Origin of the sequence: Aromatoleum bremense, assembly GCF_017894365.1 — a bacterium.
In the GTDB taxonomy this organism is placed as follows: domain Bacteria; phylum Pseudomonadota; class Gammaproteobacteria; order Burkholderiales; family Rhodocyclaceae; genus Aromatoleum; species Aromatoleum bremense.
This window is the reverse complement of record NZ_CP059467.1, coordinates 2597040-2609936: the sequence shown is the minus strand read 5'-3', so window position 1 is coordinate 2609936 and position 12897 is coordinate 2597040. Positions and strand designations below refer to the sequence as shown.

Here is a 12897-nt window from a genome sequence, read left to right as displayed (position 1 = left end):
ATGACGTTGTCGAAGCGTTGATCAACCGAAGAAAGGCAGGCGAAGCGATGGCTGGATATGATGTTAGCGTAGGGCGTGATTTGTTGCCAGGGCTGTTGAGCGGTCAGGACGGGCTGGCGAAACTGGTAGAAGCGGTTCTGAACCAGATACTGGAGGCGCAAGTGACAGAAGCGTTGGGAGCGGAGCGGCACGAACGCACGGAAGAGCGCGCCGGCTACCGCAACGGCACGCGAGCACGCACGCTCTACACACGGGTGGGGCCGGTGACGCTGCTGGTGCCGCAGACGCGGGATGGCAGCTTCTCGACAGAGATCTTCAAGCGTTACCAGAGGAGCGAGCAGGCGTTTGTACTGGCGCTGATGGAGATGGTCGTGCAAGGCGTCTCGACGCGGAAAGTATCGGCGATCACCGAGGAGCTGTGCGGCACGAGCTTTTCCAAATCGACGGTCAGCGCGCTCTGCGCCGGACTGGACGGACGTGTCGGTGCCTTCAACGAGCGACGGCTCGAAGGCGATTACCCGTTTGTTCTGGTCGATGCGCTGTTCATCAAGAGCAGGGAAGGCGACCGCGTCGTATCGCGCGCCGCACTGGTCGTGTCGGGCATCAGGAGTGACGGCTACCGCGAAATTCTCGGCGTGAAGATCGGCGACACGGAGAGTTTCGCCACTTGGGATGAGACGTTCCGCTGGCTCAAAGGCCGGGGGTTGAAAGGCGTCATGTTCGTCGTTTCCGACAGCCACGGCGGGCTGACGCAGGCGGTCGCAAAGCATTTTCAGGGGGTGACCTGGCAGCGCTGCCAGGTGCATCTGATGCGCAACATTCTGGGGAGCTGCAGCGCCAAGATCCGGGCCGACGTGGCGGCGGCAGCCAAACTCGTCTTCCAGGCGGCGGACATGGCCGAGGCCAAGCGCCGGCTCGCCGAATTCGTCGAGCGCTTCGAGAAAACGGCGGCAAAGGCCGTGGCGTGCATCGAGGAAGGTTTCGCCGACGCAATGGCGGTCATGGCGCTGCCAGAGAAATACCGGCGGCGGCTGCGCACGACCAACATGCAGGAGCGGCTCAACGAAGAGATTCGCCGTCGCGAGCGGGTGATCCGCATCTTCCCCAACGACGAATCCGCCCTGCGCCTGATCGGCGCCCTGTTGGCCGAGCAGAACGAGGTCTGGCAGGAAAGACGATATCTGGATATGGATGAATTCGCGGAGTGGGTCGCCGCCCGCGCCGCCGCCGGCGAGAGCAACAACGTTGTTGCTCTCGCCGGATAAAAACCATTCGTCATCATCCGGGCTGAAGAGAATTTACAGCAGATTTTGGACTTGACTGGTCTGACCCTCTCGGTAGCCATCCGGGCCGTAGGTAAAGCCCGGCAACGGGCCGATGTTCTTGGGCGTAAATTCATAACGCGGGGCCAGCACCTGCTCCATCAGCAGGCTGGCGGAAATGGCCTTGAGCATGTCATTCACCGCCTCGGCCACGGCGGCCTGCTCCGCCGCGGGCTCGGCGATCAGGTTGGTGAAGCGCGCGCGTTCCTTGCCTTCCGCGTCGCGGGTGGCGCGGCCGATGATCTGCACGATCTCGGTCAGGCTGCTGCGGTAGCCAATGGTCAGGGCATGTTCGCACCAGATCCAGTCAAAGCCTTCCTTTGCCATGCCCAGCGCGATGATGATGTCCACATGGTCGCGGTTGCCTTTTTGCGCCGGGTCTTTCAGCGCCGCCAGCACGCGGGAGCGTTGTGCCGGATCGCTGTCGTCCACCAGGTCCGCCACTTTCAGCGTGCGGCCATGCCGGGTTTCGACGCGGTGGAAGCCGGTGGCCGGGTCGATCCCTTTCCATTCGCCCAGCGCGTGCATGATCTCGTTGACCTCGCGTTCCTTGTCCTGGAGGCTTTCGCGGGCATTCACATTGGGAATGTGCACGATGGTTTTCAGCGCCGGGTCCAGCACCCTGGCCACGGCATTCACATAAGGACCGGTGTAGAAGAAGTAGCCGATATCCAGCGACTTGAGCCAGCGGTAACCGTTGAGCTGCTCGTAGTAGGTATACGTGACCGTCTCGAAGCGGGCCTCATCCGCCGGGGCCAGCACGGCCTCGCTGTCGCCGCGGAAATAGGAGCCGGTCATCGCCACCAGATGCACTTTGTCGCGGGTGATGAACGCGCCCAACTGGCTGCCCAGCACATTGCCCGGATTGGCTGAAACATGATGGAACTCGTCGATGGCGATCAGCCGGTCGTCGAAAGCCGCCACGCCCAGCTCTTCCACGGCAAAACGGAACGTCGCGTGCGTGCAGACCAACGCCTTGTCGGTGCCTTCAAGAAACTTGCGTACCGCATCGACCTTGGACTTCGCCACACGGGGCTCGTCGATTCCCGGAGCGTTGCACAGGTTCCACTGGGGAGCGACCTGCCAATCCCAGTAGAAGCCGTGCTGACTCAGGGGTTCGTCGGCAAAGCTGCCGCCAATGGAGCGCTCCGGCACGACGATGAGGGCCTGCCGCAGGCCCTGGTTGTGGAGCTTGTCCAAGGCAATGAACATCAGCGCGCGGGACTTGCCCGAGGCGGGCGGCGATTTGATCAGCAGGTACTGCTCGCCGCGCTTGGCGTAGGCGCGCTCCTGCATGGCGCGCATGCCCAGCTCGTTGGCCTTGCTGGAAGCTCCGGTGCGGGCCGTGGTGATGGATACGGACGGGATGGTGCAGGCGTTGGTCGGGTTGGTCTGTTCGGTCATGGCGATTCGCTGTTTATTGGAGAACTACCGTCCGTGACTTGTCCAACAGTTTGTTGGACAAATGGGGTTCCAGCGGAGATGGCACGGTACAAGTGTGGCATCGATCAAAACCGGATCAAAATTCAGAGTGTTCAGGTCGCTTGGGTAAACCCATGTTCGATAAGGATTTCTCAAATCTTCGGTCGCATGGAGGAAGCTGCGGGCGCGGCATCATCAAAACCCGATCAAAACTTGATCGACTAGGCCCAGAACGGGACGTAGCCCGAACGGGGGTGGACCGGGTCGGCAGACGGGATCAGGCTGGCGGGGGTGTCATTCGCTGCTGAACTCATCCACTTTTCCCTTTTTTGTCGGCTTGCTTGATGACGTGCTCAATCTCCTCGATTTCCTTCAGGTCGTCGGCATCCGCCTGGGCACGCTCTGCCTCACGCCGCTGCTGGTCGAACAATACATAGCGTTCATGCGCAACGCGCTCCATATGCTCACGGCTGATCAACCCTGCGCCCGAGAGAATCGGTTGATCGTTGAAAGCCAGCATCTTGTCCACATTGCTGCGCCAGAAATCCAGGCTCAAATCCTTGTGCTGCTTGACCCGCAACTCGGCCTGCTCCAGAAAAATCACCACCAGGCGGTTGAGCGTGTCGATTTCATCGGCGGTCAGGTAGTTCTTGGCAACAATCACATCCTGCTTGCGCACGCGAGACCCGCTCCAGGTCATCAGTGCCATGTTCGGCTGGCCGGGATCGGCACGCTTGACCACCAGTTCCGCGGCGGTATGGCCCGTGGTGGCATACAGCAGCTTGTTCTGTACCTCGGCAAAGAACAGGGCGGTTTCGTGTTCGCGCACCCGGTAGTCGGAACTCAGGGCGAAAAGCTCGCGCACCTTCTGGTAAAAACGCTTTTCCGAAGCACGAATCTCGCGGATGCGAGCCAGCAGCTCATCGAAATGATCCCAACCGCCTGGGTTTTTCAGGCGTTCGTCATCCAGCACGAAGCCCTTGCGCAAAAACTCCTTGAGGTGCGCGCTGGCCCACTGACGGAACTGCACGCCCCTCGGCGAACGCGCACGGTAGCCAATGGCCAGGATCAGGTCGAGGTTGTAATGAATGAGCTTGCGCCGCACCTGCCGCCCGCCTTCGTTTTGAACTGTCAAGGATTCCTTGACGGTTGCCTGCGGGTTCAGCTCCCCATCCTCGAAGATATTCCTGGCATGCAGAGAGACATTCTGCTTGCTGGTCTGGAACAGTTCGGCAATTTCCAACTGGCTCAACCATACCGTTTCGCCTTCCGCCCGCAGGTGAATCCGGGTCCGGCCATCGTCGCTGCTGTAGAGGATGAGTTCGCTCATTTTTTCCCTCTTCCCGTTTTCCTGGGTGCGTTGCCGGCCGCCTCCGCCGTCATCTTCGTATACAGCTCGAACAGCTTTTCCAGCCGCTCGGTGTCATTCTTGAAGCGGCGGCCGATATAGATGCGCTCCAGTGTTTCGTCGTTCTTCTCGTGGGCGTGGCGCAGGTTGTCCGGCATGGCGTCCGGATCGTACAGATCGGCGATGGTGGCGGGGAAATGGGCTTCGCGGGCGAGCAGGATGGCTTCGGCGCAGCGGGTCAGGTCAGCCTTGTTCTGCTCGGTGAGGAAGGGGACGGGAAAGGTGTTCCAGCCGAGGGTGTTGGAGTAGCGGTATCGGGTTTCTAGTTTTCCGCAGACTGTTGCAATCCAGACCAGATGCAGGCGGGAGGCGATGAGCGCCATGTTCCAGAGGGGGGCGTCGTAGAGGGCGAGCGCGAGGTTGGAGACGCGCACCTCGGCGGGTAACAATCCACATGGAAGGTAGGCGCGGCGTTCTGATGAAACGCTGGGAATGATGATCGTATGGTCATTCCCGATGATCGTGCGCTCAAACTTATAAGGCGTGTCGAGGCCCGCACGCCCGCGCTCGCTACCATGCAAACGATATTGGCGGATACGATCGAGCCGTGCCTTGATCGGCGGGATAGAGAAAGCGAGCGGTGCCTGTGCGTCAGTGATCCAAAGGCAATATCGCTCCAACCCATTGATGAACTCGTTTGAACCCAAGATGGGCTTTAGCAATGCCGCTGCCGTCGGGTGCGAGATTGCCAAGTCCCTCGCCTCATCGGGTGAGAGCAAAAGATTTCCCTGGTCCCGGGGGATGTTGCCGCCAAACATGACCGCGACATCTGAGATCGGTTCATTCGCCTTTTCGACGATAACGTTCTTGCCGGGCGTCAGATAGAAGCTGATGCTTTCAACCTCTTTGCGCTCTTCCCCGTCAAATATGTATTTCGGCTTGATTCCTATTCTCGCCACGCCGACGATAATGCACGTAACCTGCGCGTTTTTGGCGGCGTTATTGCCCCACAGGAAGTCCTTGTGGCCGAAAAAAATTGCCTGCTCAGCAGCAATGATTTTCGGCCATATCAACGGAACCTGAACTCCTTGGCAGATGGAATTGGTAGAGACGAAGGCAAAGCGGCCGCCGTGCCTAATGTATTCAGAAGCCTTCCAGAACCAGCCGGCGATGTAATCAACTGCGCGAACGTCTTTTGCAGCTAGAGTTTTCAGGTCATCTTTCTGGTACTTCGTCTGGTATTTGTCGCCGACATATGGCGGATTCCCGCAGATATACGTTTCCCCGCCTTCGTTCTCAAAATCAATTTCCGTCTGATCGAGCGGCGTACCGAACAGATCGTCGGCCACGACCTTCACTCCCCTCCCTGTCGGCGGGCAGATGTTCAGCCAGTCCAGCCGCAAGGCATTGCCGCAGATGATCCAGTTTTGCGAATCCAGCGGCAGGAAATCAGCCAGCGCATCCTTCTGCCCGCGATACAGCACGTCGCACTGGAACTCGGCGATGATCAGCGCCAGGCGGGCGATCTCCGCCGGGAAGTCGCGCAGTTCGATACCGCGAAAGTTGGTCAGCGGTATTTTGCTGCCCAGATGCGATTCGCCCCGGCGGCGGTTGATTTCCGCCTCGATGGCGCGCATCTGCTTGTAGGCGATGACGAGGAAATTTCCCGAACCGCAGGCCGGATCGAACACGCGGATGCGCGCCATGCGGCGGCGTAAATTCAGCAGCTTGCGTTCGTTGTCGCCGGCCTCGTTCAACTGCGTGCGCAGTTCGTCCAGGAACAGCGGGTTCAGCACCTTGAGGATGTTGGGCACGCTGGTGTAGTGCATGCCCAATGCGCCGCGCTCTTCGTCGTCGGCCACGGCCTGGATCATGCTGCCGAAGATGTCCGGGTTGATCTCGCGCCAGTTCAGGGCGCCCGCGTGCATCAGATAGGTCCTTGCCATGCGCGTGAAGCGCGGCACTTCGGTGCTGCCGGAAAACAATCCGCCATTGACGTAGGGGAAGCGGCTGGCCCAGTTCGGCAAACGAGGATGGGCCGAGGCGCGCTCGGTCTCCTTGACGTTCATGGCGCGGAAAATTTCGGCCAGCACCTCATGGGTGTTGGCGCCATCAGGCTCGCCCATTTCCTTCACGGTCTGGGTAAACATGCCGCGGGCTTTGAAAATATCGGTGTCTTCGGCGAAGAAGCAGAAGATCAGGCGCGCCATGAAGTGGTTCATGTCAGCACGGCGCTCGTCCGTGGCCCAGTCCGGGTTTTCGCGCAGCAGTTCGACGTACAGTTTGTTCAGGCGCCCGGTGGCGCGCACGTCGATGGGGTTGTCCTTGATCTCCTTGATGGTGGAGATGCCGGCCAGAGGCAGGAAAAAGCCGAGGTGCTCGGGGAAGTCCGGATAGGCGCAGGCAATGGTTTCTCCCTCACCGGCCAGCGCTTCGGCTTCGAGGGTCTGCCCGTCGGTGGCGAGGATGAACTTGGCTTTCGCCTTCGTGGTAGCGGGACTGGCACGCAAGACCTTGAGGGTTTCGCCCGCCGCGCCCGCTTCGCACACGGCGATGTGGATGTTGTTGCGTTGGAGCACGCCACCGGGCACATCCGAAGCGTTGTTGTTACCGGCGCGCAGGCGCCTCAGGGCCGTGTCCTTGTTGCCGAACGCGGCGAGGAAGGCGAAGGGAAACTCCGCCGCATCGAAGGGCTGCTGAGCCAGTTCCGAGATGGCTTGTTCGATTTCTACTGCATTCATGAAGCATCTTGCCTATGTGGCGTCAGGGCGGTAGCGCTTGGTGGGAGATTATCGACGATGCCAAGGCTGAAGGGATCGACTTCGAAATCAGCACATTGATCCTCGATCGACGCCTGGACGACGTCCGCCGGCTCTGGCATATGCGTTCGACAAGGACAAAATCTCGATTTCGCTATTGCGAACTCTTCTCATTCTTCTTATCATTCTCGCACGTTCCAACTCATGCACGCCGCACCCTGCCCACTGCAATTTTCGAAAGGATTCCCGATGTACCGTTTCCCGCTTCGCCCCCTCGCCGTCGCCGCGCTGGTCAGCCTGTCGTTCGCCGCCCACGCCCTGGAATATCCCATCGGCGCGCCGCAACACCGCAACGGCATGGAAATCGCGGCCGTCTATCTCCAGCCCGTCGAGATGGAGCCGGAAGGCATGATGAAGAAAGCCTCGGAGTCCGACATCCACATCGAGGCCGACATCCGCGCGCTGGCAAGCAACCCGAACGGCTTCGAGGAAGGCAGCTGGATTCCGTACCTGACGGTCAAGTTCGAGATCGCGAAGGTCGGCAGCGACTGGAAGCAGTCGGGCGAGTTCATGCCGATGGTGGCGAGCGACGGCCCGCATTACGGCGACAACATCAAGCTCGCAGGCCCGGGCAAGTACAAGGTCAAATACACGATCCTGCCGCCGGGCGCCGCCCACCACGGCAGTCACTTCGGCCGCCACACCGACCGTGCAACCGGGGTGCGGCCGTGGTTCAAGGAGTTCGAGGTCGAGAACGAGTTCACCTACGTCGGCGTCGGCAAGAAGGGCGGCTACTGAAATGGCGCTGACCCGATTTGCCCGGACCGCCATCGCGCTCGCGGTGCTGGGCGCAACCGGTGCGGGCCACGCCGCGCCCGGCCAGGACAAGGTGCTTGCCGAACTCAAGCGCCTCGCCGAACGGATCGAGAAACTCGAACAGCGCAACAGCGAACTCGAAGCCCGGCTCGCGGCGACAGCCAAACCCGCTCCGGCCCTCGCGCAGCGCGTCGAAGCGCTGGAACAGGCGAACCAGGATCTCGCCGCGAGCCTCGGCAGCGACCGCCTCAGCGAGCGTGAACCCGAGCTCGCGATCCGGCTCAAGGCGATCGAGGAACGGACCAACGCGATGGGCGCGCCATCGCGCCAGGCGGAAGCCCTCGATGGCATCGCCATCGAAGGCAGCGTCGCCACCGTCGCGCAGCGGATCGACGGCGACGCGCGCGAAGACGGCAGGCACGAATCGCAACTGTCATGGCGCGGCGACCTCGGCATCACGCTGCCGGCCGGCGACATCGGTCAGGGCCAGGGCGAGTTCTACACGCAGTTGCGGATGGGCCAGGGCGACAGCTTCACCGGACTGAAGCCGACTTTCACCGGCGCGTTCAACAGCCTCGCGTTCCAGGCCGGTGGCGGCTCGGAGGAAACCTACGCGATCGTCGCGCAGGCCTGGTACCAGCTGACGACGCCGCTCGGCGATCGCGGCGCGAATTCGCCGCACAGCCTGCAGCTGACGGTGGGCAAGATGGACCCGTTCGTGTTCTTCGACCAGAACGCGATCGCCGACAACGAAGCCGAGAAGTTCCTCAACAACGTCTTCGTGCATAACCCGATGCTCGACTCGGGCGGCGCGGTCGGCGCCGACAGCTACGGCTTCACGCCCGGCCTGCGCCTCGCGTACCGCAATGAAAGCGGCGCGCCCGACTGGTGGCAGGCGTCGATCGCGGCGTTCGGCGCCGGCGAAGGCGCGCGCTTCGGCCGCAGCTTCGACAAGCCGTTCGTCATCGGCCAGCTGGAGTACGGGCGCAAGAGCCACGGCTTCGACGGCACGTACCGCCTGTATGCGTGGCGCAACGGCCAGTACGAAGGCTTCGATGCGACGACTCGCAGCGCCACCGGCTGGGGCGCGAGCGTCGACCAGCGCGTGCATGAGGACGTGACGCTGTTCGCGCGCTACGGTCAGTCGAGCAGCGGCAAGGCCGCGTTCGACCGCGCCGTGACGATCGGCACCGAGATCGCCGGCAACGCCTGGGGACGCGGCGCCGACAGCGTCGGGCTCGCGTGGGGCTGGCTGCGCGCGAGCGACGAGTTCCGCGACGCCGCCCCGCTGCTCGACGATTTCGGCTTCGCCGCGCGCGGCGCCGAGCAGGTTGCCGAGCTGTATTACCGCTGGCACCTGAACGACCAGCTGTCGCTGACGCCGGACCTGCAATACGTGCGTCGTGCCGCCGCCGACCCGGACGCGAAAGCGATCACCGTCGTCGGCCTGCGCGGGCTGTATGCGTTCTAGACCTGCACGCCCCTCCTGCCCCGCCCGGCTCCCCGCCGCGCGGGGTTTTCGTCATTTTCAGCACAGGAATTCCCGATCGTGATTGTTCCGCGCCTGCTCGCCCGTGTACTGGGCATCCTGGCCCTGACGGCGTCGAGCGCCGTGCAAGCCGAATTGCCGACGTTCGAAGTCGTGGCCGAAAACGGCCGCTTCACGCCCGACACGATAACGGTGCCGGCCAACACCCGCTTTCGCTTGCAGCTCACGAACCGCAACGCCGGCCCCGAGGAGTTCGAGACGACGAGCCCGTTCAAGGAACTCGTCGTCGCGCCGGGCGTGACGCGCAGCACCATCTTTCCGCCGCTGAAGCCCGGCACCTACCCGTTCTTCGGCGAGTTCCACCCCGACACGGCAAAAGGCCGGTTTGTCGCCCAGTAACCGGACGCTCAGGAAACATCATGGGTAATTCACTCTTCATCGTGTGGCGCGAGAGCGTCGAAGCGATCCTGGTGATCAGCATCCTCTACGCGTGGATTCACGCCCGCGGCGACGGCCGCATCGGCGTCCATCACCTGTGGGCGGGCGTGGCCGGCGGGCTGCTGCTCGCCGGCGTGCTCGCGCTGGCGATGCTCGGGCTGCAGAGCCAGCTCGCCGGCGACGCGCTGGAGGCGTTCCAGGCCGCCATCGTCATCGTCGCCGCCGGCCTGATCACGCACATGGTGTTGTGGATGCGCGCGCACGGCCGGCACCTGAAGCGCGAGCTCGAAGCGGGACTGACGAAAGCCGCCGACGCCGCGGGCGGGGTGTCGGTCGCGCTGCTCGCGGCGATCGCGGTCGGCCGCGAAGGGGCCGAAACCGTGCTGTTCCTGTACGGCCTCGGCGTCGAGCAGTCCGGCGAGGCGCTGAACCGCATGCTCGCCGGCGCCGGCCTCGGCTTCGTGCTGGCGCTGGCGACGGCGTGGCTGATCCAGCGCGGCTCGCACTGGCTGCCGAGCCGGGTGTTCTTCCGCGCGACCGAGATCGTGCTGTGCCTGCTTGCCGCTGCGCTGCTTGTCTCGGGTGTCGAACGGCTGATCAACATGGAATGGCTGCCGCCGCTGCTCGAGCCGGTGTGGGACAGCTCCGCGCTGCTCGCCGACGGCAGCACCGCCGGCGGCATCGCCGCGGCATTCGCCGGCTACCGCGCGCAACCGTCGCTGACCGTGCTGATCGCGTGGTTCGGCTACTGGGCGCTGTTCGCATGGTTCGGCCGCCCGCCGCGGAGAACCTGACCATGACGAGCTGCAGGCTGCCCGCAATGCGCCCGCCGCGGCTCGCCCGCCTCGGCGACCTGATGCGCCGTCACCGCAGCTGGATCGTCGGGGTCCAGTGGGCAGTGCTCGTCGCCTACGTTTTCCTCGTCGTCACGCCGGCTTTCCTGCCGTTGCCAGAGTCCGGCGCGCACCTGTGGGACAACCTCACGCTGTTCGCGCAGTTCGTGTTCTGGGGCATCTGGTGGCCATTCGTGCTGGTGTCGATGATGCTGATGGGGCGCGTGTGGTGCGGCGTGCTGTGCCCGGAAGGCTTCGTCGCCGAGCAGGTGTCGCGCGTCGGCCTCGGCCGTCCCGTGCCGCACTGGATCAAGTGGGGCGGCTGGCCGTTCGTCGCGTTCCTCGCGACGACGGTGTATGGACAGCTCGTCAGCGTGTATGAATACCCCAAAGCCGTGCTGCTCGTGCTCGGCGGCTCGACCGTCGCAGCCGCTGCGGTCGGCCTCGTGTATGGCCGCGGCAAGCGCGTGTGGTGCCGCCACCTGTGCCCGGTCGGCGGCGTGTTCGGCCTGCTCGCGCGGCTCGCGCCGGTGCATTTCCGCACCGACCGCGAAGCGTGGCAGGCGCATCCGGCAAAGCGGGTGATCCCGGTCAATTGCGCGCCGCTGGTCGACATCCGCCGTATGGAAAGCGCCGCCGCGTGCCACATGTGCGGGCGCTGCAGCGGTCATCGCGACGCGGTGCAGTTGGTCGGCCGCCTGCCCGGCGCCGAAGTCGCGAGCCTGCGCAGCGAGGAAACCGACGTCTGGGAAGCGCGCTTGCTGGTGTTCGGCGTCATCGGCACCGCGATCGGCGCATTCCAGTGGTCGGCGTCGCCGTGGTTCGTGCAGGCCAAGCTCGCCGCCGCCGAATGGCTCGTCGAGCGCGACGCCTTCGCGCTGCTCGACAGCGACATCCCGTGGTGGCTGCTGACGCATTACCCCGAAGCAAACGACGTGTTCACGTGGCTCGACGGCCTGATGATTCTCGGCTACATCGGCACGACGGCGCTCGTCATCGGCGGCTGGATCACGCTATGGCTGCGTGCCGCCGGGTGGCTCATCGGCGAGGCGGCGGCGCATCGGCGGCTCGCCTACGCGCTGATTCCGCTCGGCGGCGTCGGCGTGTTCCTCGGCCTGTCGGCGCTGACCGTCACACTGCTGTCGGCCGAAGGAGTCGTGCTCGCGAGCCTGCCGCTGGTGCGCGGACTGCTGCTCGCCGCTGCGGCCGGCGCGAGCCTCGTGCTCGGTGCGCTGCACGTGCGGCGAGCGGCATCGTCCGGCGCACGCCGGGTCGCTGCGCTGCTCGCTTTTTGCGCTGCAGCCGCAGGCGCGGTCGCGCCGTGGGTGACGATGTTCTTTATCTGGTAAGACGTGGAGTGGGGGATGACGGCAGTCCCTCGCCCCGACGCATTCAGGCGGCCAGGCCCTGAATGCCGGACGCGATCAGCGTCTGCGCCGCTGCTGTGGACCGAGAGGCCCGCGGCCTTCGATGTGGCGGAAAGTGATGCGCCCCTTGCTCAGATCGTAGGGGGAGAGTTCGAGGGAAACCTTGTCGCCGCACAGAATGCGGATATGGTGCTTGCGCATCTTGCCCGCGGAATAGGCGACGAGGTTGTGGCCGTTGTCGAGGGTGACGCGGAAACGGGAGTCGGGCAGGACTTCAACTACCATCCCGCTCATTTCGATCAGTTCTTCCTTGGCGATGACGATGTCTCCAGAAGGAAAGCAGAAAGGGAAAAGTCCGGCATGCGCCGTGATTTTTCCCTCGGGGAGGCGTTCTTGAAGGAATGCCGGGGTCCCGGCCCCGCGGGGCCGAGGGCATGGCATTGCTGCCATGCCGCGCCGGGAATGCTCAGTCAGCCGGACGGATGTTCGACGCCTGCTGGCCTTTCGGGCCGGAGGTGACGTCGAAGCTGACGCGCTGGCCTTCCGCCAGGGTCTTGAAACCCTGTCCCTGAATCGCGGAGAAGTGCGCGAAAAGATCGTCGCCACCGCTTTCCGGGGTGATGAAACCGAAGCCTTTGGAGTCGTTAAACCACTTTACGGTACCTGTTGCCATGTCTTGAATATCCTGAAAAATGAAGGGACGTGCCCTGGGGTGAGGGCGAAGCTCAAGACGGCAGGGTGATGAGGGAGAGATACCGCAGAAAAGCAGATACTGAACCGGACAACAACGGTGCTACTTGAAGATCGCTGCGGTGCACTGTGGACTGGATCGTCGGGTTTTGCAAACGGAACGTACATTCTTACATCTGCGCACTTTCGGATGGACGCCTGTCGCATCTCCGGTTCTCGCTGCTCCGGGTCCGCCCAAAGAGCGGCGGCTGCAAATCGAAGCGGTGCTCCACGCGCCGTCGCGGACAGTTATAATCCCGCCCTGCCGAGGAGCGCTGCGAGACTTTCTTTCGTCCCAGGCTCGGCTCATTTTCCGCAACTGCGCTCACCTTAACCCGTGCCGGGCACGGGGTGACAAGGTGAGCTCACCGCAG

General features: G+C 63.3%; 11 protein-coding genes and 1 riboswitch. Of the genes, 6 read left to right on the top strand and 5 right to left on the bottom strand.

The annotated features are described in order from the left end of the window. Positions 1–47: 47 nt before the first annotated feature. Positions 48–1265, top strand: coding sequence for an IS256 family transposase (locus pbN1_RS12320; RefSeq protein WP_169204317.1), 1218 nt, complete (start codon positions 48–50; stop codon positions 1263–1265). Positions 1266–1298: 33 nt separating this feature from the next. Here the strand turns inward: pbN1_RS12320 and pbN1_RS12315 are convergent, their stop codons facing one another. The 3 genes from pbN1_RS12315 to pbN1_RS12305 all read right to left on the bottom strand — a co-directional run bounded on the left by pbN1_RS12315 (position 1299) and on the right by pbN1_RS12305 (position 6833). Beyond that, on the bottom strand, positions 1299–2726 hold the full coding sequence (locus pbN1_RS12315) for a DEAD/DEAH box helicase (RefSeq protein ID WP_244856936.1): 1428 nt from the start codon (positions 2724–2726) through the stop codon (positions 1299–1301). A 328-nt stretch (positions 2727–3054) separates the two neighbouring features. After that, the gene (locus pbN1_RS12310; protein ID WP_169202553.1) at positions 3055–4074 is read right to left on the bottom strand and encodes a virulence RhuM family protein; all 1020 of its coding nucleotides are present in this window, start codon (positions 4072–4074) and stop codon (positions 3055–3057) included. Then, positions 4071–6833, bottom strand: coding sequence for a class I SAM-dependent DNA methyltransferase (locus pbN1_RS12305; RefSeq protein WP_169202552.1), 2763 nt, complete (start codon positions 6831–6833; stop codon positions 4071–4073). The genes pbN1_RS12310 and pbN1_RS12305 overlap by 4 nt, the downstream gene beginning before the upstream one ends. Positions 6834–7100: 267 nt before the next feature. Between pbN1_RS12305 and pbN1_RS12300 the strand changes: the two genes are divergently transcribed. From pbN1_RS12300 to pbN1_RS12280, 5 genes are all read left to right on the top strand, one after another. Then, positions 7101–7649, top strand: a complete 549-nt coding sequence (locus pbN1_RS12300; RefSeq protein WP_169202551.1) for an iron transporter — start codon at positions 7101–7103, stop codon at positions 7647–7649. A gap of 1 nt (position 7650) precedes the next feature. Next, on the top strand, positions 7651–9138 hold the full coding sequence (locus tag pbN1_RS12295) for a carbohydrate porin (RefSeq protein ID WP_169202550.1): 1488 nt from the start codon (positions 7651–7653) through the stop codon (positions 9136–9138). A 78-nt stretch (positions 9139–9216) separates the two neighbouring features. Further along, positions 9217–9555 carry a cupredoxin domain-containing protein gene (locus pbN1_RS12290; protein WP_169199668.1) on the top strand — a complete coding sequence of 113 codons (339 nt, stop codon included), beginning with the start codon at positions 9217–9219 and terminating at the stop codon, positions 9553–9555. Between the two features lie 20 nt (positions 9556–9575). Further along, positions 9576–10388, top strand: coding sequence for an FTR1 family iron permease (locus tag pbN1_RS12285; RefSeq protein WP_169202549.1), 813 nt, complete (start codon positions 9576–9578; stop codon positions 10386–10388). A 2-nt stretch (positions 10389–10390) separates the two neighbouring features. Then, positions 10391–11776, top strand: a complete 1386-nt coding sequence (locus pbN1_RS12280) for a 4Fe-4S binding protein (protein WP_169202548.1) — start codon at positions 10391–10393, stop codon at positions 11774–11776. A gap of 75 nt (positions 11777–11851) precedes the next feature. Here the strand turns inward: pbN1_RS12280 and infA are convergent, their stop codons facing one another. Together infA and pbN1_RS12270 are read right to left on the bottom strand one after the other, a co-directional pair. Next, the gene (gene infA / locus pbN1_RS12275) at positions 11852–12112 is read right to left on the bottom strand and encodes a translation initiation factor IF-1 (RefSeq protein ID WP_053421334.1); all 261 of its coding nucleotides are present in this window, start codon (positions 12110–12112) and stop codon (positions 11852–11854) included. A gap of 148 nt (positions 12113–12260) precedes the next feature. Continuing rightward, the gene (locus pbN1_RS12270) at positions 12261–12467 is read right to left on the bottom strand and encodes a cold-shock protein (RefSeq protein WP_041645847.1); all 207 of its coding nucleotides are present in this window, start codon (positions 12465–12467) and stop codon (positions 12261–12263) included. Between the two features lie 317 nt (positions 12468–12784). Further along, positions 12785–12857: riboswitch (S-adenosyl-L-homocysteine riboswitch) on the top strand. Positions 12858–12897 lie beyond the last annotated feature (40 nt).

What these genes read in the sequence shown, in the direction of transcription:
- pbN1_RS12305 (WP_169202552.1), bottom strand. Translation starts at nt 6,833, where the DNA reads ATGAATGCAGTAGAAATCGAACAAGCCATCTCGGAACTGGCTCAGCAG.
- pbN1_RS12270 (WP_041645847.1), bottom strand. Translation starts at nt 12,467, where the DNA reads ATGGCAACAGGTACCGTAAAGTGGTTTAACGACTCCAAAGGCTTCGGT.
- pbN1_RS12315 (WP_244856936.1), bottom strand. Translation starts at nt 2,726, where the DNA reads ATGACCGAACAGACCAACCCGACCAACGCCTGCACCATCCCGTCCGTA.
- pbN1_RS12310 (WP_169202553.1), bottom strand. Translation starts at nt 4,074, where the DNA reads ATGAGCGAACTCATCCTCTACAGCAGCGACGATGGCCGGACCCGGATT.
- pbN1_RS12280 (WP_169202548.1), top strand. Translation starts at nt 10,391, where the DNA reads ATGACGAGCTGCAGGCTGCCCGCAATGCGCCCGCCGCGGCTCGCCCGC.
- pbN1_RS12295 (WP_169202550.1), top strand. Translation starts at nt 7,651, where the DNA reads ATGGCGCTGACCCGATTTGCCCGGACCGCCATCGCGCTCGCGGTGCTG.
- pbN1_RS12320 (WP_169204317.1), top strand. Translation starts at nt 48, where the DNA reads ATGGCTGGATATGATGTTAGCGTAGGGCGTGATTTGTTGCCAGGGCTG.
- pbN1_RS12300 (WP_169202551.1), top strand. Translation starts at nt 7,101, where the DNA reads ATGTACCGTTTCCCGCTTCGCCCCCTCGCCGTCGCCGCGCTGGTCAGC.
- pbN1_RS12285 (WP_169202549.1), top strand. Translation starts at nt 9,576, where the DNA reads ATGGGTAATTCACTCTTCATCGTGTGGCGCGAGAGCGTCGAAGCGATC.